The sequence below is a fragment of the Spirosoma daeguense genome, from assembly GCF_054776875.1.
Genome location: NZ_BAAHBF010000003.1, coordinates 894,579 through 920,342 on the forward strand (window position 1 = coordinate 894,579; position 25,764 = coordinate 920,342).

Annotated in this window: 18 protein-coding genes; 12 read left to right on the top strand and 6 right to left on the bottom strand. The window is 46.0% G+C overall.

All coding sequences use genetic code 11. The features are described from left to right. Positions 1–10 precede the first annotated feature (10 nt). From ACYVD4_RS12600 to ACYVD4_RS12620, 5 genes are all read right to left on the bottom strand, one after another. Complete coding sequence (locus ACYVD4_RS12600) at positions 11–3,157, bottom strand: SusC/RagA family TonB-linked outer membrane protein (RefSeq protein WP_460946041.1); 3,147 nt, start codon at positions 3,155–3,157, stop codon at positions 11–13. Positions 3,158–3,695: 538 nt separating this feature from the next. Further along, positions 3,696–4,424, bottom strand: a complete 729-nt coding sequence (locus tag ACYVD4_RS12605; protein WP_460946043.1) for a carboxypeptidase-like regulatory domain-containing protein — start codon at positions 4,422–4,424, stop codon at positions 3,696–3,698. A gap of 124 nt (positions 4,425–4,548) precedes the next feature. Then, positions 4,549–5,382 (bottom strand): phosphatidate cytidylyltransferase, encoded by an 834-nt coding sequence (locus ACYVD4_RS12610; RefSeq protein ID WP_460946045.1) that lies wholly within the window; start codon positions 5,380–5,382, stop codon positions 4,549–4,551. Continuing rightward, on the bottom strand, positions 5,363–5,581 hold the full coding sequence (locus tag ACYVD4_RS12615; RefSeq protein ID WP_460946047.1) for a putative signal transducing protein: 219 nt from the start codon (positions 5,579–5,581) through the stop codon (positions 5,363–5,365). Before ACYVD4_RS12615 ends, ACYVD4_RS12610 begins: the two co-directional genes overlap by 20 nt. Before the next feature lie 63 nt (positions 5,582–5,644). Then, complete coding sequence (locus ACYVD4_RS12620; protein ID WP_460946223.1) at positions 5,645–6,529, bottom strand: lysostaphin resistance A-like protein; 885 nt, start codon at positions 6,527–6,529, stop codon at positions 5,645–5,647. 218 nt (positions 6,530–6,747) lie between these two features. Between ACYVD4_RS12620 and dusB the strand changes: the two genes are divergently transcribed. The 8 genes from dusB (at position 6,748) to ACYVD4_RS12660 (ending at position 13,923) form a co-directional block, all read left to right on the top strand. After that, positions 6,748–7,746 carry a tRNA dihydrouridine synthase DusB gene (gene dusB / locus ACYVD4_RS12625; RefSeq protein ID WP_460946049.1) on the top strand — a complete coding sequence of 333 codons (999 nt, stop codon included), beginning with the start codon at positions 6,748–6,750 and terminating at the stop codon, positions 7,744–7,746. A 150-nt stretch (positions 7,747–7,896) separates the two neighbouring features. After that, entirely contained in the window at positions 7,897–8,805 is a 909-nt protein-coding gene (locus tag ACYVD4_RS12630) for a DMT family transporter (RefSeq protein ID WP_460946051.1), read from the top strand. A 37-nt stretch (positions 8,806–8,842) separates the two neighbouring features. Beyond that, positions 8,843–10,363 carry a glycoside hydrolase family 32 protein gene (locus ACYVD4_RS12635; protein ID WP_460946053.1) on the top strand — a complete coding sequence of 507 codons (1,521 nt, stop codon included), beginning with the start codon at positions 8,843–8,845 and terminating at the stop codon, positions 10,361–10,363. A gap of 71 nt (positions 10,364–10,434) precedes the next feature. Further along, entirely contained in the window at positions 10,435–10,932 is a 498-nt protein-coding gene (locus ACYVD4_RS12640) for an acyl-CoA carboxylase biotin carboxyl carrier protein subunit (RefSeq protein WP_460946055.1), read from the top strand. Between the two features lie 33 nt (positions 10,933–10,965). After that, positions 10,966–11,922 (top strand): sugar phosphate isomerase/epimerase family protein, encoded by a 957-nt coding sequence (locus ACYVD4_RS12645; protein ID WP_460946057.1) that lies wholly within the window; start codon positions 10,966–10,968, stop codon positions 11,920–11,922. A gap of 119 nt (positions 11,923–12,041) precedes the next feature. Continuing rightward, entirely contained in the window at positions 12,042–12,773 is a 732-nt protein-coding gene (gene pyrH / locus ACYVD4_RS12650) for a UMP kinase (RefSeq protein WP_460946059.1), read from the top strand. 82 nt (positions 12,774–12,855) lie between these two features. After that, positions 12,856–13,416: a ribosome recycling factor gene (frr, locus tag ACYVD4_RS12655; protein ID WP_460946061.1), complete on the top strand. Its 561-nt coding sequence runs from the start codon at positions 12,856–12,858 to the stop codon at positions 13,414–13,416. A gap of 243 nt (positions 13,417–13,659) precedes the next feature. Then, a complete protein-coding gene (locus ACYVD4_RS12660; RefSeq protein WP_460946063.1) occupies positions 13,660–13,923 on the top strand; it encodes a hypothetical protein in 264 nt (87 codons plus the stop codon). A 118-nt stretch (positions 13,924–14,041) separates the two neighbouring features. On the opposite strand, the gene ACYVD4_RS12665 is transcribed toward ACYVD4_RS12660, so the two are convergent. Further along, positions 14,042–14,296, bottom strand: a complete 255-nt coding sequence (locus ACYVD4_RS12665; protein ID WP_460946065.1) for a hypothetical protein — start codon at positions 14,294–14,296, stop codon at positions 14,042–14,044. A 188-nt stretch (positions 14,297–14,484) separates the two neighbouring features. Between ACYVD4_RS12665 and ACYVD4_RS12670 the strand changes: the two genes are divergently transcribed. From ACYVD4_RS12670 to ACYVD4_RS12685, 4 genes are all read left to right on the top strand, one after another. Next, complete coding sequence (locus ACYVD4_RS12670) at positions 14,485–15,678, top strand: glycosyltransferase family 2 protein (protein WP_460946067.1); 1,194 nt, start codon at positions 14,485–14,487, stop codon at positions 15,676–15,678. Positions 15,679–15,890: 212 nt separating this feature from the next. Further along, positions 15,891–16,709: a TolC family protein gene (locus ACYVD4_RS12675; protein ID WP_460946069.1), complete on the top strand. Its 819-nt coding sequence runs from the start codon at positions 15,891–15,893 to the stop codon at positions 16,707–16,709. Between the two features lie 4 nt (positions 16,710–16,713). Beyond that, positions 16,714–18,903 (top strand): GumC family protein, encoded by a 2,190-nt coding sequence (locus ACYVD4_RS12680; RefSeq protein ID WP_460946071.1) that lies wholly within the window; start codon positions 16,714–16,716, stop codon positions 18,901–18,903. Positions 18,904–19,005: 102 nt separating this feature from the next. Then, the gene (locus ACYVD4_RS12685; RefSeq protein WP_460946073.1) at positions 19,006–25,755 is read left to right on the top strand and encodes an amino acid adenylation domain-containing protein; all 6,750 of its coding nucleotides are present in this window, start codon (positions 19,006–19,008) and stop codon (positions 25,753–25,755) included. Positions 25,756–25,764: the final 9 nt, after the last annotated feature.

A 25,764-nucleotide genomic window follows, 5' to 3' on the forward strand; every position in this document is an offset into this window, starting at 1 on the left:
ACGTGTTCGTTTAAAGGCCGATAGTTACGCCGAAGGTCATTACGCGTAATTGAGGGTTTGTGTTATAGTCAATACCAGTCTGGCTGTTATTGTCAAAATCGCCGTTTACATTGGCGCTCAATTCCGGATCAAGCCCTTTGTATTTAGTGAACGTAAAGGCATTTTGGAGTTGCGCAAACAGACGTACTGAACTCACGGCAAAGGCGCCTTTAGGCAATACATTTTTGGGGATAGTGTAGCCCAGAATAATGTTTTGGATGCGAACGAAATCGCCATTTTCAACAAAGCGGCTAATTGCATTATTATTTTGGTTGATAATGCCACTTTTCGACAGCCAGATTTTCGGAACATCGGTAATGTCGCCTTCTTTTTGCCAGCGTTTCAGAATTTCACGGCCATTGTTATTGAAATCCTGATTCAATAAGGCTTCCTGACGTGTTACGTTCAGTACTTTGTTGCCACCCGAGAACCGAACGAATACCTCCAGATCAAGCCCTTTGTAGCTAAATGAGTTGGTTAAACCACCGTAGTATTTCGGATTGGTATTGCCAAGAATGGCTCGATCTGTAGATGCACTGAGTGTTGCCCCGTTGGTGTTGGTCAGGCTGTTTGGCGACGAAGCGTCGTAAAATGAATAGGTGTTTGTGTTAATATCATGCTGAACGGTCCGCCCGTCACCTTTATAATACATCGGATTACCATTCGACGAGTTTACGCCCGCATACCGATATCCATATAATGCAGCTACTGATTCACCAACGCGGTTGATGTTATAGGTGAACGTAATATCCTGATCTACACCTTCATTGTTTTTATTGAGCGACGTAATGCGATTGTTGAGTGTGGTGAAATTGGCACCTACGTTCCAGCGGAAACCATTTTTATTGATTGCTTCAAAATTGATACCTACCTCGAAGCCCCGGTTAATCATCGACCCGACGTTCTTGTTTATCGAGTTGTTGGGAACGCCAATGGAGCTTGGCGTTGGCGCGGCTAGAATCAGGCCATCTATATTGTTGCGGAAGTAATCGAAATTGGCGGTTAGGCGATTATTGAAGAAGCCCACATCGATACCATAATCTTCTTTCTGACTACGTTCCCAGCGTAAGTCCGGATTACCGGCCTGAGTATAGGCGATACCATTTTGCGAAGCGTACTGCGCTGCCCCAAACGTACCCACATACGGAAACGAACCAATATCGGTGTTACCCACTTCGGCATAGCTAGCCCGGATTTTTAAGTCGTTCATGATTAGGCCAATAGGGGAGTTCTTGTAAAAATCCTCCTGCGAAAGCCGGTAACCAATCGATCCGCCTAAGAACGTACCACGACGGTTGGCCTGTGGAAGTGATGAAAGACCATCGTTACGTGCACTAAACGAAAGAAGGTATTTGTCGCGATACCCATATTGAATACGACCGAAGTAGGAATCAAAGCCGGTTGGTACAAATGTTCCTTCCGAAAATTGCGTACCGTATGTGCCCTCAATAAGGCCGTTTTCAAGGAAGAAATTATCAGAAAAATTCCGCCCCCGGGCATTGAAAGATGAGGTAGTTGTTTTCTGATACTCAGTACCTAAGGTCAGATTGATGTTATGAAATCCGAAATCGCGCTCAAAATTCAATACGTTTTGCCAGTTCCAGCGCAATACCTCACGAGAGGTCTGGCTTACTTCACCATTCGCGCTACGTCCATCACCATGACGCGGGTCATATTTTCGGTAACTACGCGTACCTGTGTAATCGCCACCAAGTTGGGTACGTAGCGATAGACCATCCAGAATATTTACTACCAGATAGCCTGTTGGCAAAACGCGCGTGGTGGTTGCATTGAACTTATTATTAGCCAGTATAAAAGCAATGTTTGTATAGTTATTGTCGATGTTACGTAGATTGGCTCCTCTTCCCAGAATAGAGTTATCAGGCGAGATATTGTAGCCGGTTGGGTGCGTAGCGTCATAGACTGGTACGTTCGGAAGTAAGCGCGCTACGTTTGTCATGTTTCCCGACAGCGAACTCTCCCCGGTATTTAACCCATTATTGATTGTGCGGGCTACCTGCACTTTCATGCCAATAGTAATAAACTTATTGATTGCATGATCGATATTAGTCAGGAACGAAAAACGGGTCTGGTCGTTTGGTTTGATTGCCCCTATTTGCTTATTGAATCCTAACGAATAATAGTAGGATGTTTTTTCTCCACCGCCTGTTACGCTCAGGTTATAGTTTTGAGAGCTGCCATTACGTAAGATTTCGTTTTGCCAGTCGGTGTTAGTATTATTAGCGTCCATAAACGCAACAGCCTGACCACCTGCATTAATGCTTTTCTCGTTCGAAATGGCTACAAATTCTTCCGCATTCAACAAGTCCAGCCGTTTAACCGTAGTTGACGTACCGCCCTGAATATCAAGGCTAACCTTAACTCCCGAATTCTTCTTCCCTTTTTTGGTTGTAATCAGAATCACACCGTTTGCTGCACGTGAGCCATAAATAGCCGTTGCTGCTCCGTCTTTCAGAATCTCATACGATTCGATATCCTGCGGATTAATGTCGCCCAGTGGGTTAGTTGGTGTAGCACTGCTTTGACTGCCCGTAATAACTGGCACGCCGTCAACAACGATCAGCGGATTGGAGCCCGATGAAATAGAATTTGTACCTCGAATACGTATGACTGGCGGTTGCCCCAGAATACCCGACGGTACGGTAACCTGAACGCCTGCTGCTCGACCTGCCAATTGTTGGTCGAAACTTGGAGTAGCCAAATTAGCCAATGCATTACCACTAACAGTCGAAATAGCGGATGTAACGCGCTGGCGTTGCTGTGTACCATAGCCAATTACGACAACTTCGCCCAGTTGCTTTGTGTCGTTAGCTAATACAACATTGATTGTCGAGCGATTGCCAATTGCTTCTTCTATTGACGAGTAGCCAATGTAGCTAAAGATTAGCGTGCTGTTGGCTGGAGCATTAAGGGTGTATTTGCCTTGCGCATCAGTGGTTGTACCGCGATTCGCTCCTTTAATATATACAGTTACACCGGGTAATGTAGCACCGTCATCAGAAGACGTAACGTGACCATTCACTGTTATATCCTGAGCCATAACAGGCAAACAGAATAGCAGTGAAAGCAGGTAAATGCCTAATAAAATTCTACTCATTTGTTTGTAAAGATTAATTTATTATGTGTTGCTTTACAAAGATAGAGTAAGAATTTAAATGTAATTTATCTTAGTAGGTATTTGTAATTTACATTGATTTGTAACTTTTATGTAAAAAAAACATATTATTTGTTAGCATTTATTGTGCTAAAGAATATACAGTTTTGTGAATATACCATTGGTAAACTTTATGTTTTTACTTTGGCTGAATTAGCTTGTCAGAAAGGTCAATTTTTTCGTGTTCAAAAGCCAAAAATTATTATCTACTCGCTTACTTCACGAAAAAAGGAACACTCTACCAGACTTTTAAACCAAAAGCTGGTTAGGAAATAGAGTATGAAGGGTATGTAAATAAACGTTACCAACCCAACGAAGTAAAGTTTAGGATGTAGGTTGGTACTTATGCTTTAAGCAGATGGAAAGTTGACCTTAATAAGAGGCCGATAAGATAGGCTATACTATAAAAATATCGTTATAAATCGAATCGATATTTCGACTACGTTGTAGGCTAGTCAGAAAAGTAAAAAAGAATACAGAGTTAATTGCCGTCCTGTAGCATATCCTTTCGGGATACGTTCTCACGGGGCGCTTTATTGAGCTCGCTACGCCACTCTTTGTTTTTTAGCTCACCCCGTTTCACCGAGCGAATGAAGTTGGCCCACGCAAACGGATTGGTAAAAGCAAACGTAGGCGTTGCGCTACGTCCAACCATAGATTCTCGTCCGAAGAACTGCTGATTCACAAAGTTCTGGTGGTTGGCGGCCGCACTCATCGGCATAGTTGCCGCCTGTCGCATAATAGCTTCCGGGCTGGTATTTCGAGCCAGGTTTTCGCGTTCTTTCTCGTCGGGAAGTTTCAGATTGACAAAAGCTTCCTTAAAGAGTTCTTCGGTTGCGTAGGGGTAAACCTTAACTTCGGCCAGTGTTTTTACATCTTCCTGCAACGCTACAACGGCTGAATACGTAAGGTCTGTTAACCGACTGGGAATGATGTGATACTGCGTTCGGAAACCAACGTAGCTGAAAATAACGCTATCGCCGGGGAAAACGGGGAGCGCAAAATAGCCATTCGGAGCTGCTAATACCCCGCGACCTGCTTTGGGAATATAGATATAAGCCCCTGGTAAGGCTTCGTTGGTTTTACCTCCAGTGATGAAGCCCGTGAACGTTACCTGACGGTCTTGCCCTTGTGCCCACGCGGCCGAGAATTGCCCCGCCAGCGCAAACAACACCAGAATGGACACCAATAACGTTAACGATTTCTTCATATCTCAGGAAAAACAATCTACAAAGTAAACGAGGAAAAGGCAGGATATGGTTTCGAATACCCGATTTTTAAGAAAATTAACAGAATTTAACCCGGTATTGTTGCCCTAAACGTATTACTTAAAATTAGGCAAACAACTTCAGAAAGGTGATAATAAAGGGAGCTGCCAATAACAAACCATCGAAACGGTCGAGGAAACCGCCATGCCCCGGAATGCTGCTGCCTGAGTCTTTAATAGCGATGCTACGTTTGAATAAAGACTCCACTAAATCGCCATACGTGCCCGTCACCACAATGATTCCGCCCACACAATACCATTGCCACGGACGTAGTTCATTGTCGAAATAAGCCAGCAAACCGGCAATGATGGCAGCGGCAGCGGCTCCGCCCATTGCGCCCTCCCACGACTTCTTGGGCGATACGCGCTCAAAAAGTTTCCGACGACCGAATTTGGTGCCGGCGAAATAAGCACCAATGTCGCTGGCCCACAGCAGTAATAGACACCCAGTAATAATCATCGGGTGGAACGTACCGCCACGTAGCGCCAGAATAATGAGCAGGGCGAATGGCATTGCTACGTAGATAATACCCAGAAAAGTGAAGCCAATGTTGGTAAATGGCTTCATGTCGCGTTTTTTATAGAGCTTGATCAGGAAAATCATCGACGACGCCGGGCAAATCAGAAAGTAGTTGCCCATACCGATCCGGTCGGTTTCGATGAAATAAGCGAGTATGCAGATTAAACAACCGACTACCGTGCCGTAGGCCGTTAAGGGCTCAAAACCATCCAGCCCTAATAATCGGTAAAATTCACGCTGGGTTAGAGCACTAATGACACAGAATAACAGCGCAAACGTCCAGTCTCTGTACCAAATCATGAATAAAATAAACGGAACCCCAATCAACGCAGCAATTACCCGTTGCTGGAGGTTCGACAGGCTAGCTAAACGTTGCTTCATTCTCTAAAATAACTTTGGCCAGCGTTGCGTCTTTGGCTGGTACATGAACCTCACTTTTGCCCCATCCAATAGACGGATAGCTACTACTTTGCGAATTAATAACCACTGCCGGAATATCATGTTCCAGCAATAAAGCCTTTGCTAATTCGGCCCGATGCGGAAGGGGAGTAGCGTAAATCGATTCCCAGGTTTCTGCCATAACTCTAAAAATTGGTTCATGTTCAAGCACTGGCGTTACCAGCATGGACTATGAAACCTGTAACTATACGTAATCCGATTGGTTCAATCGCCTAAAATAATAGAGCAACCCGGCTGTAACAAGCCCGGCAACCATCGAGCCTAAAAAAGGAACCGATTCCGTGCTTTCAATATCCATATTGGTCATTTTTTGCTGGTATAGATAAACCATCAGCACCGTAAACCCATTGTTGACAAAATGCGCCAGAATGGGTACCCATAAATTCCCCGACCACAGGTATAAATAACCAAATAAAGCACCCAGTAGCATACGTGGAAAAAAGCCCAGAAACTGAACGTGAATAGCACTAAATAAGGCTGCCGCCAGCCAGATGCCAACATGTCTATTTTTGGTCCAGATGATGAGATTACGCTGAAGAATGCCCCGAAACAGAACCTCTTCGCCGATGCCCGGAATAATGGCAATGACCAACACTGCCACTAATAATTGCCCGGTTGTCTGAAACGACGTAAGGTATCGCGTAATACTTTCAAGCCCCTTCTCCTTGTCACGAATCCATTGTTCGAGTGGGGCAAGGGTTTCCGGCAAATGCAGGCTGCGGTTCCATTCGATAATTAGCCCGTCGAAGGGCATAAAGGCGATGACAATCAACGTAACGAGACTAAAACCTGCCACGGCTGATACTGGCCGAGCATTGAATTGATTCCATGGACGACGTTCAACAAGGTACCAGTAGGCCAGTGCAGGAAGCAAAAACGTACCGAGGTGATTGATAGCCTGAAGAAGCATTAATACGTACCAATTATCGGGTGACGTATCGGGATTAGTAGCGAGTTGAGTCAGGTAACGCTGTGCTTCTTCGAAACCCATGCCTTTGCTGGCGACCAGAATCACAAAGAGTATCAACGTACTCAAAACACCTCCTATTAATACAAAACCAATCAGGATCATCAAGCCGCTTACTGTTGGCGGACGAGAAGTAGAATTTTCAGTGGGCGTGTAGACTTCCATATTCCCGGTAAATATACATCAGAACATGGCTGATTAACGTAGTATGCGTTACGTTTTAACGGTTGTCTGACACGAGAGGGAACCAAACAGCCGCTTGAATCGTAATTTGAGTGCTACGTTTGTCTGGGCAATTCAACTCATAAATCCGTATTCACTTGGTTACTATTGGTACTATACAACTCCCTGATTTTCCGTTATTACTGGCTCCGATGGAAGATGTTAGCGATCCGCCTTTCCGGGCGGTTTGTAAAGCCAACGGCGCTGATTTGATGTATACAGAATTCATCTCATCGGAAGGATTGATTCGGGATGCTGCCAAGAGTGTACAAAAGCTCGATATTTTCGAGTATGAGCGCCCAATTGGTATTCAGCTATTCGGCTCCGACGTAGAAACGATGGGCGAATGTGCCCGTATTGCCAGCCGAGTGGAGCCAGATTTGATTGATATTAACTACGGTTGTCCGGTCAAGAACGTAGCGTGTCGGGGCGCGGGGGCCGCTTTGCTTCAGGATATTCCGAAGATGGTTCGGATGACGGAAGCGGTTGTAAAAGCTACCCATTTGCCTGTTACGGTAAAAACCCGGCTAGGTTGGGACGATCACACCAAAAATATCGGCGAGGTAGCCGAACGCTTGCAGGATATTGGCATCAAAGCCCTTACGGTACACGGACGCACGCGCGTACAGATGTACAAAGGCGAAGCTGACTGGACGCTTATTGGCAAGATCAAGGAAAACTCGCGTATTCAGATTCCTATCTTTGGTAACGGCGACATCGATTCGCCCGAAAAAGCATTGGAATATAAGAACCGTTACGGTGTCGATGGTGTAATGATTGGCCGGGCAAGTATTGGTTATCCCTGGATTTTCAACGAGATCAAACATTTCGTACGTACCGGCGAAACCCTGGCTCCACCCACTATTGCCGACCGGGTAGCCGTATGTCGTCAGCACCTCGATTTTTCGATACGTTGGAAAGGTGAAATTGTCGGTTTGTTTGAAATGCGCCGTCACTACGCCAATTATTTCAAAGGGTTATATGATTTCAAGCCTTACCGGATGCGTCTGGTAACATCCGATTCCTATAACGAAGTAAGCGCTATTCTATCTGAGATTCAGGAGAGCTATAGCACTTTCGCGGAAGCAGTAGCTTAATCAATATCTTTTTCCGATAACAAGCAATGTCGATACGTAACGAATCGACATGACAATAGCAACGTAGTAAAGCCAAATGTAGTAGCAGGTAACGTAGCAGAAATGCCCGTCGTTTTGTAGTTTAGCTACGTCGCCTTTTGTTCTGCTTTTATGATTGCTGAAGAACCTGTTGTGTTGCCTCAGAAACGCCCGCTCTTAGCCTGGTTACTGCTTTGTTGTCTGGCACTTGTCTGGGGAAGTTCGTTTATTCTGATCAAGCGTAGTCTGGAGGCTTTTCCGCCCCAACAGGTAGCCGCCGGTCGATTGTTATTTGCCTTTTTATTCTTTATTCCCTTTTTGGCAGGACAAAGTCGTCAGTCCGAAATTCGGGTCGCCGTGCGACATCGTTGGGTAGCATTGCTGGCGTCTGGGCTGGTTGGTTTTGTGATTCCGGCGTTCATTTTTGCCGAAGCTGGTGCGCATCTAAACAGCTCTTTGTCTGGTGCATTGAATTCGCTAAGCCCGTTGTTTACTCTTATTCTGGGTGGGCTTTTTTTCGGTCAGCCGCTTAGAATTCGTCAGGTAAGCGGTATTCTGCTCGGGCTGCTCGGTTCGATGCTTTTAGTCTTTTTTAGTGCTACAGGCTCGTTTCAGATAAACGAATATGCGTTGCTGGTTGTGGGTGCTACGTTATGTTACGGGCTGAATGTCAACTTGGTAGGGCGTTATTTGAAACATTTGCCCGCGTTGGTCTCTACGGCTTGGTTATTTGCGTTTGCTGGCCCAATTGCGCTGCTGACACTGATGCCAACCGATTTTCTGGATCGGGTTCTGGAGATAAAAAATAACTGGTCGTTGGGAGCCCTTGTAATACTCGGAATTTTTGGATCGGGGTTAATGTCTATTTTCTTCAACCGGGTCATGCAACTGGCCTCCCCACTTTTTGCTGCTTCTGTTACGTATCTGATTCCGATTGTTGCCCTGATGTGGGGATTTCTGGATGGCGAAACCATTTATACAGTTCAATTTATCGGTATGGGCATTTGTTTGCTGGGTGTTTGGTTAGTGAATAAGTCGTAAAGATTGCTGTATATTACACCACCACAGGTGATGTACTATGAAGAAGTTGCTGCTATTACTGGCCTTGTATACCGTTGGTGTGTCCTATTTATTTGGACAATCAGGTTCGCCCAGAAAAATGGAACCCCACCGCCCTCGGTTTCATTTTACGCCTAAAGCCCATTGGATGAACGATCCTAATGGCATGGTCTATTACAAAGGCACGTATCATTTATTTTTCCAGTATTATCCAAAAGCCTCCGTTTGGGGGCCTATGCATTGGGGTCATGCCACCAGTAAGGATATGGTTAATTGGCAGGAACAACCCATTGCGCTTTATCCAGATAGTTTAGGCTGGATTTTTTCGGGCAGCGCCGTTGTAGACGTGAATAACACGAGTGGTTTCGGTAAAAATGGACAGTCGCCATTAGTGGCAATTTTCACGCATCACAACGATAAACTGGAGAAACAGAAATCTACCAAGTTTCAGTACCAAAGCATCGCGTATAGTCTGGACGAAGGAAAAACCTGGATGAAGTACAAGGGAAATCCCGTGGTAAAAAATCCGGGTATCGTTGATTTTCGCGATCCTAAAGTTCGCTGGTATGAGCCGAAGAAGAAGTGGATTATGACAATAGCGGCTAAAGATCGTGTTACGTTCTATTCCTCGCCTGACCTGAAATCGTGGTCGAAAGAAAGTGATTTTGGAAGCGATCTGGGTGCGCATGGTGGCGTGTGGGAATGTCCGGATTTGTTCCCGTTAACACATAATGGCAAGCAGGCATGGGTACTTCTGGTCAGTATCAACCCCGGAGGACCGAATGGTGGCTCGGCTACCCAATATTTTGTGGGTGATTTCAACGGTAAACACTTTAAGCCATACACCAAAAAAACGAAGTGGATGGATTTCGGTACCGATAACTATGCTGGCGTTACGTTCGCCAATACGGGGAATCGGGTTGTGCTGATGGGCTGGATGAGCAACTGGCAATACGCTCAGAAAGTGCCTACGCCGACCTGGCGTAGTGCCACGACCGTACCCCGTGAACTTGGTTTACAGGAGGTAAATGGCGAATTATTGCTCACATCAACACCCGTAAAAGAACTGAACGTACTGGAAGGCAAAGCGACATCTCAGAACCAGTTGAACGTAAAAGGTACCTATGATCTGACCGCGAAAATCGGCAACAGAAATGATACGTATAAACTTATTCTGACAGCACTAGCAACGCGCGACTTTTCGATTGTCTTAGCGAATGATCGGGGAGAAGAAGTTGTCGTTGGTTATGACAAAGGCGCAAATACGTATTACATCGACCGAACAAAGTCGGGTAAAATAGATTTTGAAAAAGGGTTTGCGAAACGCATTACGTCACCCCGACTGTCGACCGATAAAAATCTGTCACTCACAATCTTGGTCGACGTAGCGTCGGTTGAATTATTTGCTGATAAAGGACTTGGCGTGATGACAAGTATATTTTTCCCAAATCAGAACCTTAATAAAGTAGCTATAAAATCAACTGAAGGCATTACCATTTCAAACCTAACGTATTCACCAATAAAGGCTTCGGTAAAGTAACGTCCTATGTATGCTACGTAGTAACTTACTAAATACTACGTATGATAAAGATAAAGAGCGAACAAATAATTATGTACACAACGACCCTAAACGACCAGCCTTTTACGATTGATTTTACAACCGATGGCCCAACGCTCAACGGGCAACCGTTCGAATGGGATTTGGTGAAGCTCTCGGATCGAACGTTTCATATCCTCCATCAAAATCAGTCGTACACTGCCGAAATTATTGACTTGAATCTGACTGAAAAAACGGTTCGGTTGAAGATAAATGGTCATTTACACGAAATAAAGCTAAAAGACCGGTTTGACCTTTTGCTCGAAAAAATGGGCATGAGCAGTGCCGCCAACGCAAAAGTCAATGACCTGAAAGCGCCGATGCCGGGTCTTATTGTTGGTATCAGCATTGAGGCTGGCGATACGGTTGGAAAGGGTGATAGCTTACTGATACTTGAGGCTATGAAAATGGAGAACGTACTGAAATCGCCCGGCGATGGAACGATAAAAACAATCCGCGTAGCAAAAGGCGACCGGGTAGAAAAAGGGCAGGTACTGGTAGAATTTGCCTGAGAACTGGTTTTGTAAGCAACTCGTCTTACGGCCATGAAAAAAATCGTTTCCCGGCGTCAGTTTTTGAAACAGACAACGCAGACGGCGGCTGTGCTGCCTTTGCTTCCTGATACGTTCCCAACCGTAGCCGCTACTGTTGACGTACCGGTACCCGACATTCATATTTTTTCGAAACATCTTCAGTTTCTGAATTATGCCGATATGGCCGATGCGGCAGCTACGATGGGGTTTGCTGGCGTCGACCTAACCGTTCGTCCGGGCGGGCATGTGCTTCCCGAACGGGTAGAAGACGATTTGCCGAAAGCGGTTGAAGCGTTCCGAAAGGTGAAGCTGGCTCCTAAGCTGATGACTACGGCAGTAGGCGATGCCGCGAATCCGGTAGATAATCGCCTGCTGAAAACTGCGGCTGGATTGGGCTTTACGACGTATCGGATGAACTGGTATAAGTACGACGATAAACGGCCAATTCCAGAGTCAATTCAGGTGTTTGGCGAGAAAATACGTGGACTAGCCGATCTCAACAAAAGTCTCAAACTGACGGGCTGTTATCAGAACCATGCCGGTACGTCGGTGGGAGCGTCGGTTTGGGAAATCTGGGAAATTCTAAAAAACGCCGATCCCTCCTATATGGGTGTGCAATATGATATTCGTCATGCAACTGTTGAAGGTGGTCAATCGTGGCCAAATGGCCTTCGATTGCTGATGCCTCAGTTGAGGGCGATTACGGTCAAGGATTTTCATTGGGGGAAACAGAACTCTGGAAAATGGGTTGTGCAGGACGTACCGATGGGGCAGGGCATGATTGATTTTAAAACCTACTTTGCTACGTTGAAACGTAATAATATTCAGGTACCTATTACGCTACATATTGAATACCCAATGGGAGGAGCCGAACATGGTGCTACCAAATTGACTATACCTCAGAATGAGCTATTTACGGCTATGAAACGGGATATGGATCGAGTAAAAGAACTCTGGAAAGCGGCCTGAAAAGAGACCCCAAACGAGTACACATACTAACATCACCTGAACATACTTTATGCCTTTGGCTAGTTTCAACGTTCGACCTTCCTTTGTTTTTCCTTATCTTTGCGCGCAAATTTTCCCTCATGGCATCGCAAACAAAGTATAAACGTATCCTGCTCAAACTGAGTGGGGAGGCTCTTGCTGGGCCTAGTGGCTACAATATTGATCCGGCTGTACTCGAACAGTATAGTAAGGAAATCAAGGAGGTGGTCGATTTAGGGGTTCAGGTCGCTATTGTCATTGGTGGAGGAAATATCTTCCGGGGAGTATCTGGCGAACGGTCAGGTATCGACCGTGTGCAGGGTGATTACATGGGTATGCTGGCCACGGTAATCAATGCCATGGCTATCCAGAGTGCGCTCGAAAAACAGGGTTTGTATACCCGCGTTATGTCGGCGATTAAAATGGAGCAGGTTTGCGAACCTTATGTTCGTCGTCGGGCAGTACGTCACCTCGAAAAAGGCCGGGTGGTTATTTTTGGTGCAGGAACAGGTAACCCTTATTTTACGACGGATTCAACGGCGGCTCTGCGCGCTATTGAAGTAGAAGCCGACGTAGTGCTAAAAGGTACTAAAGTGGATGGCGTATATACGGCCGACCCCATGAAAGATAAAACGGCGGAGCGATACAAGACGATTACGTTCGAAGACGTTTATGAAAAGAAATTAAGCGTTATGGATTTGACCGCTTTTACTCTTTGCCAGGAAAACAATTTGCCGATTATCGTTTTTAATATGAACCAGCAAGGTAGTCTGTTGAAACTGATATTGGGCGACGATGATCAGGGAACGCTGATTACATCAAAAATTGAATAATTGAATGATTGAATATTTGGTGAATATACCTGATCAATCATTTAACCATTCAATTATTCAATCATTCAAACTCTAAGGAAACATGGAAGAGATCGAGTTGTTTCTCGACGATGCAAAAGACACGATGGAAAAAGCGCTCAAGCATTTAGCCATCGAACTTACTAAAATCCGGGCCGGACGTGCCAGTACGTCCATGCTCGACGGTATTCAGATTGAGTACTATGGAATGCTCTCGCCATTAAATACGGTTGCGTCTGTTACTACTCCTGATGCTCGTACCATTACGATCAGGCCGTTTGAGAAAAAAATCATTGGCGAAGTTGAGAAAGCCATCAGAAACTCAAACCTTGGCCTCTCGCCATCTAACGATGGTGAAAATATTCGGTTGAATATTCCTCCACTGACAGAAGAGCGTCGGCGCGACCTTGTCAAGAAAGTGAAACAGGAGGTAGAAACCGCCAAAGTTAATGTTCGGAACATTCGCAAAGACACCAACGACGACATCCGCAAACTGGTGAAGGATGGTGTATCGGAAGACGCGGTGAAGATTGGCGAAGAGCGCGTTCAGAAATTGACAGATGCCTTTATTGCCCGCATTGATGAAACGTTTGTAGCGAAAGAAAAAGATATTCTGGTGGTATAACCCCAATCCAGCCAACAAAAAGGCGGATACAGCTTTGTCTGTATCCGCCTTTTTGTTGGCTGGATTTCACTCATTTACTAGCGGATAAAAGCTGGATTATCCGGAATCTTCTTGCCTTTATATTTATAAACAAACTAGCTCCTTACCGATAGATAAGTAGATATCGTTTTGAACGATGCGATTTTTATATTTATCGTTTGATACTGAATAGATTGTATTTGATTCTGCTTAAGCATCCATACCATGGCATTTATCAATCCTAAAACGGGCTACAAAGTTGCTACCAACTGGACTATCAAAACCATTGGCGACGCTGTTCAACTACACATTATTATCATAACATCGGCCGCGCCCGATACGATTCCGGCTGGTACGCGGGGAGTTATCGACGCTATTCGAGACAATCGTGTGTACCTAACATTGAACCATGGGACCCACGGAACAATTTTTCTGAACATCGATCAACACTCGTTCGGGTCTTACTTCAATATCGAATCGGGAATTTAGTACGTTACGTTGGCAGGAACGTAGTAGTGTTAATTTCTGAATACTACGTAGTATAGACTGTAGCTACTACGTAACCAGCCGGCCAAACTCTTTTGTTGAGCAAACTTTCCTAAAATTACTACGTTGTTTGCCGAATGGCTGCTTTCAGATAATCGAGCGCAATTTTGCTGATAACTTCATCTGTTACATCCGCTACTTGTTCGCCCCTGTGTTCATAGAGTGTTACCTGATTGGTCAGCGCATCATAGGTGCCATAGGGCAGCAAATCATATTCTTCGTATCCCCAAAACAAAAAATCGATAGCCTCGGCGAAGTGATCGAAGCCGACAGCGTAACCGATTTCATTCTGAGCAAAAACAACAATATAGCGCATACAATATATACGCAAAGATTGTCGTGACGGTTGCGTTAGTGTTTGTGACTTAGTTGCTAAATATGGGTCAAATAGGTAGACGATTATGGCAAAAAGACACTGTAAGGCTGAAATAGAAGCCTGAAGCATGTACGGCAAAATTAATTAAGCGGTAGCCATGTTTTTAAATTGCCCGTTGTTCCTTCATCATGTCCATTATTTATATTCCCTATCTGATTTTCCTGAGTTTTATTCTACTGAACGTACTGTATTGGGCCGTATTTGCAGTTGCGGGCCGACTAGGGCGGGCCGACGACATCGATACGTCAGTAGAACCGGCAGTTTTTAGAAAAATTGGCGTACTAATTCCGGCTTACAAAGAAGATGCCGTCATTATTGACTCCGTAACCGAAAATCTGAAGCAAAACTATCCAGCCGACCGATTCGACCTTATCGTGATCGCGGATTCATTCCAATCAGAGACGCTTACCAAGCTCGCTACGTTACCAATTAAAGTGCTGGAAGTCTCGTTTGAGGTATCTACTGTAGCGAAAGCGATTAATTCGGCTCTATCGAGGATTCCGCTTAACGAATACGATATTCTGGTGGTTTCAGACGCTGATAATCACATGGCAACTGATTTTCTTGGTCGAATAAATCAAGCCTTCGAGCACGGATGGAAAGCAGTTCAGGGGCATCGGGTCGCTAAAAACATAAACACCAGCGTAGCCATTCTTGACGCTGTTAGTGAGGAAATCAACAATCATATATTTCGGAAAGGAACCCGCGTATTAGGGCTTTCGTCGGCTACTATTGGCTCAGGTATGGCATTTGAGCCGATGTTGATGAAGTCGGCTATGGCTACGCAGCGAACAATGGGTGGTTACGATAAAGAACTGGAAACCAACGTAGTGCTAAGCGGTCATCAAATTGGCTATCTGGAACATGCCTACATTTATGACGAAAAGGTAGCCAATCGGGCGGTGTTTCAGAACCAGCGCACACGCTGGATTGCAGCTCAGTGGCAGTTTGTACGATTGTATTTCGGGCAGGGCATTCGCGATATCCTGAGCGGACAGTTTGCCAAAGGCTTAAAAGTGATACAGGCGGTTGTATTACCCAAAATATTACTACTGGGTTTACTGCTGCTAGGTTTGTTTATTGGACTATTTACGGGCATACCTGCTCTTTGGCAAATACCATTCATGTTTCTTCTGGTGCTGAGCCTGAGTCTCATTATTTCGGTGCCAACTTATTTGTGGAAACGTATCAGTTTCCGGGAGTTGCTCCTTATTCCGATGTTACTGCTCAGCTTTGTTCGGGCATTATTGAATATTCGTAAAGCCTTCAAGCGGTTCATGCATACGCCCCATACCGGAACAACGAATCCACAAGGCTCATAAACTGATAAAACAAAGAACATTCTAATAAGCAGTTGCAGACGTATTGTGACAAACTGAGTAAGCCTACGTCATAAGTTTATAAACAATTAGCTTGCTTGAAGGAGATAATGTGGTGGTTGGTGAATAATAGCTTGCCTTGTTTTGTAAATCAGTAACTTAGTGCCTAGCAAAAGTTATTCTTAAAACGTGGGGCTCTGGTAAATTTATTAAGAATGGATTCGGGTTTTAATAAGTCGCATAGTGTAGTGCTTTTTCGATTCAGTTTCTTTATACTGTTCGGTTTATTATCGTTCACGGATTGTTTAGGGCAGCAGAAGCGAGGGGCTCGTGGACTGGTTTCGTTTGGGTCGGCATCAGGAATGGCCGAAGATACCATGTATCTCGATATCAATCAGGACATTGCCGTTCAGCTACTTCCCTTCGACGAAATTGTAAAAGTTGCCGTAACGCATTCTCCTTTAATCAAATATCAGAATGAAGTTGTGAACGGACTTGATGCGGCTCATGCTGTATCGAAGGTGCAGATTTTACAGAATGTATCTGGTTTTGTAAATGGATCGATAGGTAATCAATCGTTAACTTCATCATTGGCAACCGCCGGACCAGATATTCAGCTTAATAATGGCTATCGTGCTGGTGTTGATGTACGTTTGCCTCTGTATGAGTTATTTGGTCGCAAACATCAGATTCGGCAGGCTGCCTCAAATTATAAGGCGGCTGTTATCCAGAAAGATGTCATTGAATTACAGTTACGGCGTGAGCTGATTGCCATTTATCAGGATATGATAACAGCTCAACAATTGCTTAAAATCCGTTTGATGGACGAACAGGCTTCGTTAACGGCCCTACGGGTCGCGGAAGCTGAATTGCAGAAAGGGGCCGTATCGGCCGATGCTGTGTCTATTATCACCAGCCGATACGTACAGGCTAAAACTTCGTCTGAACAGTCAAAAGGTGATTTTCTGAAGAATGTTCATTATTTTGAAGCCTTAACGGGCTCTCCCATCCAACGATTGAAACGTAATAATTAAGTTTATGACTATTGAGGTATTTTTTCGTCTGCTGAAACAGCATCTGCTCTGGTTTATTCTGCTGCCCTGCGTAGCGGCTGGAGCGGCTTTTCTGGCAACTCGAAATGAAATCAAGGTCTATAAATCGCAGGCTACGCTTTATACTGGTTTGGTATCCAGATACTCGCTGTTGTCCGATAAACAAAGCATGTTTAACGACCGGTCGGCCAGCGCAGTCGATAATATTCTAACGACACTAAGTTCGCGAGAAACCGGAATTCAAATAGGAATTGAATTATTAACAGATCACCTTCGGTTACGTCAACCTGATACGTTAGTGTTGTCTGCACCGGGTTTTCAGAAACTTCATCAGGCTATTACGCCCGGCTGGGAGAATCTGTTCTACATTGCTGCCGATTCGGCCTTGCTACGTCGTACGATTGATAGTCTGGTAAAAGTGCCATCCGATAACCCAATTAAAACGCTACTATTGACCTCCGATTCGTATTACTCGGTGCAACAGTTAAGCGAAGGAATCAAAGCTACTCCTCGTAAGAATACGAACGATATTCTGATGATGGAATACGAGTCGGACGATCCGGCTGTGGCACAGAGTACACTACGTTATGCCATTGAAGTTTTGAATAAGCGCTATTCAAACCTGAAAACGTCAGAGACAAATTCGGTAATTGGGTATTACGAATCGAAACTGGAAAAGGCCAAGTCGAAACTAGCGCAGGCCGAAGCAAATCTACGCGCATTTGGGGCTCAACACCAAGTGCTTGATTACGATGAAGAGGCTCGAAATATGGCTACTTCGCGTGAAGCACTTAGCCACGAGTATAATCAGGAGTTATTACGTAAGAATGCGGCAAAAGCGGCTCTTGATGCGCTCAGTAAGCGTATGGGCCAGCAAAGCACAGTTCGTTCGGCTAACAACGATCTGAACGAAAAACAGAAAAAATTAACGGAAGCCGAAAATAAGCTGGCCAATGCACGAGCCTATGGTCAGTCCAGACAGGCAATCAGTCAATTGCAGGCTGCGGTTAACCAGGCATCGGAAGAACTGAAAATCAGCGCGCAAAAATATGATGCGGTTGTAAATACTGCCGATGCCGTTCCGAATCAGACCGTAGCAAACGACCGGCTGAATAAATCGCTGGAATACGAAGAATCGTCGGCGAGAGTGGAGTTGTATAAGAAACAGATGGATGATTATCAGGCCAAAACCGACCAATATGGTCCGTTGGGGTCGCAACTTCGCCAGCTGAATCGGGATATGGAAATTGCCGAAAAGGAATATCTGGATTTGCTACAGAACGTAGAACAGTCGCGTACGCGCCGTCAGGACGTATCGATTGGTGGAACGCTCGAAATTCTGGATGCGCCTGATTTTCCGTTGCTTCCAAAGCCTTCCAAGCGTTTTCAGTTGATAGCCATTGGTTTTGGTGTTGGTATATTTTTAGCCCTCCTATTAACAGCATTACGTTTCTGGCTCGACAAACGTATTAAATCGCCTGAGCAGGCCGAAGAAATGATTGGGATGCCTGTTACGGCCCTTTTTCCGACAGTACGTAAGCCACATGTTTATACGAAAGCGACGCGGGCGGCACGTAGCATGTTTGAACAGTTGTTCAACGCTATCAATATCGAAGTAACCCAAAATACGACGAAACCGTATCCGCCTATCATTACGCTTTTCAGCATTCGGTCGAAACAGGGAAAAACCTGGGTAGCTAATGGATTGATTGAATTATACGAAAAAGCTGACCAGCAGGTTGCTTACTGTTATCCGCGCTCAACCGGTAAAGAACAGTTGGAACGCCGAAATGGCATTACGTATTTCCCATATACTATTCGCCCCGATTTCATGAACGTAACGGGTGTGGATTATTTGATCGATTATAATCACGGTTTTGAAGCCTCTCAATTTGACCGGATTATTCTCGAACTACCAGCGCTGATTAACCATCAGATTCCTGTTTACCTGCTGAAAAGCAGTGCTTTGTCCCTATTCTTAATTGACGCTAACAGCCCCTGGTCGCGTACCGAAAAACAATTGTTGAGTATGTACGTGCGTGTAACCAACCAGCCAATACTAACGGTATTAAACCGGGTTGAAGGAAACTACGTTGACGTTCCAAGACGCGCTGATGCTATGCCGACAACGAGCGAGCAGGAGCGCGCATTGCAAGCGCAACGTAACGCATTATAGATACGCAAGTATGTAGTAATGCGTGTAAGTTAGCTGATCTGCAATTGGCTAATCGGATAATTTATAGTTTGGGTAATTGCTGACAATCAATCGATTACCTCTATGCAGGTTAATGGCATAAGTCGGGGAAACCTCACCCCGCAGTATCTTCATGAATGGGTAGCACAAATAGCTACTACGTATCCAGGCCAAACGGCTGTGATAGCGAGCGACCGTTCATTACGTTATGAGCAACTTAATCGGCTGGCGGATGAACTCTGTCAGGCTATTCTGCTGGTAGCTCCAACTACTACGGTAATTGGCGTCAGTACAACACGTAATCTGGAAATGGTTGTCGGTGTGCTGGCAATTCTAAAAGCAGGTAAGGCTTATTTGCCGCTTGATCCAGCTTACCCGGCGTCGCGGCTTGAACAAATTATTTCCGATTCAGGACTGACAACCTGTCTGGCAACAGAGCAGGATGAACCGCTTTTCGCTGAGCTTAACCTTCAGGTAATTCGCTCAGATCGTGAACACAAGTACGCTGCTCCAAAAATTCCGGAACAGACTGGCCTTGCTTACGTATTGTATACATCTGGATCTACCGGCAAACCCAAAGGTGTTTGCATGGGACAGGAGCCGCTAATGAATCTGCTACGTTGGCAGGAAAAGAATTCGGAAGCTGATAGTAACACGCGCACGCTTCAACTGGCCCCGCTTAGTTTCGATGTTTCGTTTCAGGAGATTTTTGCTACGTTCTGTACAGGCGGTACGTTGTTGCTGATCGATGAAACGTTGCGGCTCGATTTAAATGCATTACTGCGGTTTATTGATGAACAGGCTATCAATCGCCTGTTTTTGCCGTTCGTTGCGCTTCAGTATCTGGCCGAAGCGGCTGTAAGCACCAAGCGTTTCCCATTGTATTTGCGGGAAATTATGACGGCGGGGGAACAACTGAAAATTACCCCACAACTGGTCGAATTCTTCTCGAACCTGCCCGATTGTACATTATTTAATCAGTATGGCCCAACCGAATGCCACGTAGTAACTCAGTTGAAACTGGAAGGTGAACCGTCTAGTTGGCCCGCATTACCGAACATCGGTACGCCCATCGATAACGTAACACTTTTAGTTGTCGATGAGCAGTTAAATACGCTTCCCGATGGCGAAACGGGCGAACTGTGTTTTGCTGGAGCGTGTCTTGCCGAAGGATATCTGAATCAGCCAGCTTTAACCAGCGAGAAATTTATACAACTCCAGACTGCCGAAAATGGATCAATACGTGTCTATCGAACAGGCGACGTTGGTCGTTTGCTACCTGATGGAAATATTGAGTATTTAGGCCGTCGCGACGATCAGGTAAAGATTCGGGGGCACCGGGTTGAACTGGGCGAAGTTGAGGTTGTCATCAATCACACGGCTGGAATAAAGCAAGCCGTTGTTGTTGCTCGCGAAGGAGTTGGTGGACAAAAGCAGTTAGTTGCTTATCTGGTTTCAGCTACGGATCAAACTGATACGTCGGCACTACGTAAGGCGCTTGATCAGCGTTTGCCGGAATATATGATGCCATCGGCTTTTGTCTGGCTCGACGAACTTCCGAAAACAACCAGCGGAAAAGTTGATAAGAAACGCCTGCCCGAACCCGAACGAAAACGTCCCGAACTGGCTGTTGCTTTTCGGAAACCGAAAACAAAAATTGAGCAGAACGTTGCCGAACTATGGTGTAGCGTGCTTCAACTCGATAAGATCGGCCTAGACGATAATTTCTTTGAACTGGGCGGAAATTCGCTACTAGCTCAGAAAACAATAGCAATACTCGCGCAAAATCAATACGTAGTACCGGTAACCAAACTATACCAATTTCCGACCGTAGCGGGTGTGGCTCGTTATCTGCAACCTAAAGAAGATCGGTCAACCTCCGAAACACCTGTTTCTGCTACGTCTTTGTCAACGACTCAGGGCGACATTGCCGTGATCGGGATGGCAGGACGTTTTCCGGGAGCCAGCGATATCGCTACGTTGTGGAACATCCTGAAACAGAGTAAAGAGACAACTCGCTTTTTTACGGATGATGAACTGGATGAGTCGATTCCGGCTAGTCTCAAAAATGATCCGACCTACGTAAAAGCAAGAGGAGTTATCGATCACGCCAATCAGTTCGACGCTACGTTTTTCGGTTTGTCGCCGAAAGTGGCTCAACTGATGGACCCGCAACAACGGGTTTTTCTGGAAATAGCATGGGAAACTTTAGAGCAAACGGGCTATTTACCACAGCATTATAAAGGTCGGGTTGGGGTATTTGCCGGATGCGGAAATAATACGTATTACCTCAATAACGTACTGCAAAACACGGATTTAGTCAACCAGATAGGTGCGTTTCAGGTAATGACGCTCAATGAGAAAGACTACATTGCTTCGCGTACGGCCTACCAGCTAAATCTGAAAGGCCCTGCGGTAAGTGTTTATTCGGCCTGTTCTACGTCGCTATTAGCTATTACTCAGGCCGTTCAAAGCCTGCGTAACGGACAATGTGAAGTGGCATTGGCCGGTGGAGCCAGTATCACTACGCCTATCAACAGCGGCCATTTATACCAAGAAGAAGCCATGTTGAGCCAGGACGGCCATTGTCGCTCGTTCGATGCTGAGGCAAAGGGAACTGTTTTTAGTGATGGGGCTGGGGTTGTGTTGCTCAAAAATCTCGAAGCGGCTCGGCGTGATGGCGATACCATTTACGCGGTTATTAAAGGCATTGGCGTCAATAACGATGGAGCGGGCAAGGGCAGTTTTACCGCGCCAAGTGCTGAAGGTCAGGCGGGTGCCATTGCGATGGCTATTGCCGACGCCGGTATTTCGCCCCAAACCATCAGCTACGTTGAGGCTCACGGAACGGCTACGCCACTTGGCGATCCTATCGAGATTGACGGACTTATTCAGGCTTTCGGCGAACAGACCGAAAAACAATTCTGCGCCATAGGTTCCATTAAAAGCAATATGGGGCACCTGACGCAGGCTGCGGGAGTGGCGGGTTTCATCAAAACAACGCTGGCTTTATATTACCGACAACTTCCGGCCTCGTTGCACTATAATCGGGCGAACCCCGCCATTGATTTTGAGAATAGCCCGTTTTTTGTCAACACCCAGCTTACAGACTGGACACTACGTGGTGAGCGGGAAAATACGCTACGTAGAGCGGGCGTAAGTTCATTTGGCGTTGGCGGCACCAACGTTCACGTAGTACTGGAAGAAGTTGCCGATAGCGTAGCTGATACTTCTGCCACAGAAACACCTTCGCCACAGCTTATTACGTGGTCGGCGAAATCAGTACGTAGTGCCGACGAGTATGCAATGCAACTTGCTGAAACGCTACGTCAAAATCCATCGCAGAATCTGGCCGACGTAGCATTTACACTACAAACAACTCGTGCGGATTTTTCGCATCGACGCTACGTAGTGGCAACCACTGCATCGGAGTTGAGCGAAAAGTTAATCGCATCGGGTAGTGGAAGCGCCGTGAAGTCGGCCGAAACAACCGTTTTGCCCGACGAAATCGTTTTCTTATTTCCGGGGCAGGGTTCGCAATTCCTGAACATGGGATGCGGATTATACGAAAGCGAATCTGTATTTCGGGAAGCTGTTGATACCTGCGCCGAACTGTTGAAGGAACATCTTGATAAAGATATTCGCCAGATCATGTATCCGGAAACGGCTGATTCAGAAGCCGAACAGCGTCTGAAAAATACGCGATACACGCAGCCCGCGCTGTTTGTTACCGAATACGCATTGGCCCGTTTATGGATGAGTTGGGGAATTGAACCAAGCATTTTCTGCGGACATAGTATTGGTGAGTTTGTTGCGGCTCATCTGGCGGGTGTTTTCTCGCTGGCCGATGCATTGACATTGATTGCCGCCCGTGGGCGTATGGTGAGTGAATTACCACGGGGCAGTATGCTTTCGGTACGTATGGAAGCGCAGAAAGTGGAGGCCATATTGCCCGAAACCTTGTCGATGGCGGCTATCAATAGCCATCGGCTGTGTGTGGTTGCTGGCCCAGACGAAGATATTGCCGATTTTGCCCGTTTGCTTGATGAACAGGAAATAGCGAATCAGCCATTGGTAACCAGTCATGCGTTTCATTCGGCCATGATGGACCCAATTGTTGATACGTTCGCCCAAACAGTCGGTAAAATTTCGTTGGCTCGTCCCCAAAAACCGATTGTATCGACCGTAACAGGTACGTGGTTGACCGATTCTCAGTCCACAGATCCGCTTTACTGGGCAACTCACCTTCGGGCGACAGTACGTTTCGCCGATGCGCTCAACACAATCTTTACGCTCGATAATCCGCTCTTACTCGAATCCGGGCCTGGTTTAGTTGCGGCTACGTTGGCTCGCCAACAGGCTGGTAAAAAGTCAGTTACGATATTGGCTGGATTGCCGAATCAACCTGATTGGACTACTGCCCGACAATCGGTGCTTGCTACGTTAGGCCAACTCTATATAAACGGTCTGACTCCCAACTGGAAATCGGTTTACGCTGGTCATAAACGCCGGAAAGTAAACCTGCCAACCTACTCCTTTGATCGAAAACTCTGCTGGGTAAATCCGGTGAAAATGGATAGCACATTGTTGCTACGTAGCTCGCTGGAACTAGCCGATCAGATTGTAACTGATAACTCCGTAACACATCCTCAAAAAGGGGCTGACAAAGTCCCAAACTACCACTCCATGGCTGCGGGTGTGCCAACCCCGTCACTCGTTATGAGAAAAGATTCATTGATTAGCCGAATAAATAACCTGCTCGAAGATGCGTCGGGTATTGATATGCAGGGCGTATCTGCCGACAAAAGTTTTCTGGAAATCGGGCTGGATTCGTTGCTCCTTACACAGGTGGCATTGACGCTAAAAAAGGAATTCAACGTACCGATAACGTTTCGGCAATTAACAAATACTTATTCGTCGACGGCATTACTGGCTGATTATCTGGATCAGACCCTCCCTGCTGAAGTAAGCCAGCCGTCTGCTGTTGCAACTTCTCAGCCTGGTGCACCTGCTGCCCACGCGATGCCAGTTTTGCCAGTGGCTCCTGTAATTACGCCATCGGCAGGTGGTGACTCAGCGTTGAGTTTGATCGCCGAACAGCTTCAACTGCTGGCACGGCAGGTTGCTCTTTTGCAGGGTACAAGTACGCAGACGGCACCAGCACCCACACCTACAATTGCACCGGCTGTGCAAGCCAATGGCGTTTCATCTGCTAAACTGACGGTTTCGGTTAAGCCGCTAACTGATACGTCAGATTTATCGGCAGAAGAAAAAGCAGAACTCAAAAAGCCTTTCGGCGCAACCGCACGTATCGAACGTCAGGCGTCTGGATTGCCCGAAAAACAGCAACAGTTTATTGATCAACTGACCCAACGGTATAACCAAAAAACTGCCAGTAGTAAAGCGTATGCCCAGAAGCACCGATCACACATGGCCGACCCGCGTGTAGTAACGGGTTTCCGGCCACAAACCAAAGAACTCGTTTATCCACTTGTGGTCAATCGCTCAAAAGGGAGTCGCCTGTGGGACATTGATGGCAACGAATATATCGATGCGCTGAATGGCTTTGGTTCCAATATGTTTGGTTACCAGCCCGATTGGATTAAAGAAGCATTACATGCTCAGATTGAAGACGGTTACGAAGTAGGCCCACAGCATGAACTGGCTGGTGAGGTAAGCGAGCTGATTTGTGACCTAACTGGTGCCGAGCGTGCTGCACTTTGCAATACCGGTTCTGAAGCGGTGTTGGGAGCAATGCGCATTGCCCGTACTGTCACCGGTCGCTCGTTGATTGTAGCGTTTTCAGGTTCCTATCACGGCATTGTCGATGAGGTTCTGGTACGTGGAACCAAGAAATTAAAATCATTTCCAGCCGCGCCGGGTATCATGCCCGAATCGGTTCAGAACATGCTGATTCTGGATTATGGAACCGATGAGAGCTTGAAAATTATTCGCGAGCGGGCGCATGAACTGGCGGCTGTTCTGGTTGAACCGGTTCAGAGTCGGCGTCCGGAGTTTGTACCGATTGAGTTTTTGAAACGCTTACGAGCAATCACAGCCGAGTCGGGTACAGCTCTTATTTTCGACGAAGTCATTACGGGATTCCGTATGCATCCAGGTGGTACACAAGCGTTATTTGGCATCAAAGCCGACCTCGGAACTTACGGGAAAGTGGTGAGTGCTGGTATTCCAATTGGCGTTATTGCCGGAAAACGACAGTTCATGGATGCGCTTGATGGCGGTTTCTGGCAGTATGGCGATGAGTCTGTGCCTGAGATTGGCGTTACGTATTTTGCAGGTACGTTTGTGCGGCATCCGTTGGCGCTCGCTGCTGCTAAAGCATCGCTGACGTACATGAAAGAAGCCGGTGTTGAGCTACAACAACAGCTTACGAAAAAAACAAAACGACTAGCCGATGCGCTCAACGTAATATCAGAGCGGCATCATCTTCCTTTATTTATAGTCCAATTTGGCTCATTATGGAAAATAAAGTTTAAAGAAGATGTGATTTATGGTGAGTTGTTGTTTACTTTAATGCGTGAAAAGGGTATTCATATCTGGGATGGATTCCCGTGCTTTCTGACAGAGGTTCATACAAATTCAGAAATTGATGTAATCATTCAGTGTTTTACCGAAAGCGTTGAGCAACTGATAGATGCAGGCATTTTTAAAGGGACTTCTGGTCAGGAGAATACAGAGAAAGCAAATGGCGTAACTTTTGCAGATAATGTACCACCAGTTCCGGGAGCCAGACTAGGACGCGATCTATCAGGAAATCCTGCCTGGTTTATACCGAACCCCGATCAACCCGGTAAATATCTGCAAGTTGACTAACGTAGAGGA

Excerpts from the sequence above, each read along its gene's own strand:
- ACYVD4_RS12685 (WP_460946073.1), top strand. The coding sequence starts at position 19,006 with ATGCAGGTTAATGGCATAAGTCGGGGAAACCTCACCCCGCAGTATCTT.
- pyrH (WP_460946059.1), top strand. The coding sequence starts at position 12,042 with ATGGCATCGCAAACAAAGTATAAACGTATCCTGCTCAAACTGAGTGGG.
- frr (WP_460946061.1), top strand. The coding sequence starts at position 12,856 with ATGGAAGAGATCGAGTTGTTTCTCGACGATGCAAAAGACACGATGGAA.
- ACYVD4_RS12600 (WP_460946041.1), bottom strand. The coding sequence starts at position 3,157 with ATGAGTAGAATTTTATTAGGCATTTACCTGCTTTCACTGCTATTCTGT.
- ACYVD4_RS12680 (WP_460946071.1), top strand. The coding sequence starts at position 16,714 with ATGACTATTGAGGTATTTTTTCGTCTGCTGAAACAGCATCTGCTCTGG.
- ACYVD4_RS12670 (WP_460946067.1), top strand. The coding sequence starts at position 14,485 with ATGTCCATTATTTATATTCCCTATCTGATTTTCCTGAGTTTTATTCTA.
- ACYVD4_RS12675 (WP_460946069.1), top strand. The coding sequence starts at position 15,891 with ATGGATTCGGGTTTTAATAAGTCGCATAGTGTAGTGCTTTTTCGATTC.
- ACYVD4_RS12640 (WP_460946055.1), top strand. The coding sequence starts at position 10,435 with ATGTACACAACGACCCTAAACGACCAGCCTTTTACGATTGATTTTACA.
- ACYVD4_RS12630 (WP_460946051.1), top strand. The coding sequence starts at position 7,897 with ATGATTGCTGAAGAACCTGTTGTGTTGCCTCAGAAACGCCCGCTCTTA.
- ACYVD4_RS12665 (WP_460946065.1), bottom strand. The coding sequence starts at position 14,296 with ATGCGCTATATTGTTGTTTTTGCTCAGAATGAAATCGGTTACGCTGTC.
- ACYVD4_RS12605 (WP_460946043.1), bottom strand. The coding sequence starts at position 4,424 with ATGAAGAAATCGTTAACGTTATTGGTGTCCATTCTGGTGTTGTTTGCG.
- ACYVD4_RS12660 (WP_460946063.1), top strand. The coding sequence starts at position 13,660 with ATGGCATTTATCAATCCTAAAACGGGCTACAAAGTTGCTACCAACTGG.
- ACYVD4_RS12615 (WP_460946047.1), bottom strand. The coding sequence starts at position 5,581 with ATGGCAGAAACCTGGGAATCGATTTACGCTACTCCCCTTCCGCATCGG.
- ACYVD4_RS12610 (WP_460946045.1), bottom strand. The coding sequence starts at position 5,382 with ATGAAGCAACGTTTAGCTAGCCTGTCGAACCTCCAGCAACGGGTAATT.
- ACYVD4_RS12635 (WP_460946053.1), top strand. The coding sequence starts at position 8,843 with ATGAAGAAGTTGCTGCTATTACTGGCCTTGTATACCGTTGGTGTGTCC.
- ACYVD4_RS12645 (WP_460946057.1), top strand. The coding sequence starts at position 10,966 with ATGAAAAAAATCGTTTCCCGGCGTCAGTTTTTGAAACAGACAACGCAG.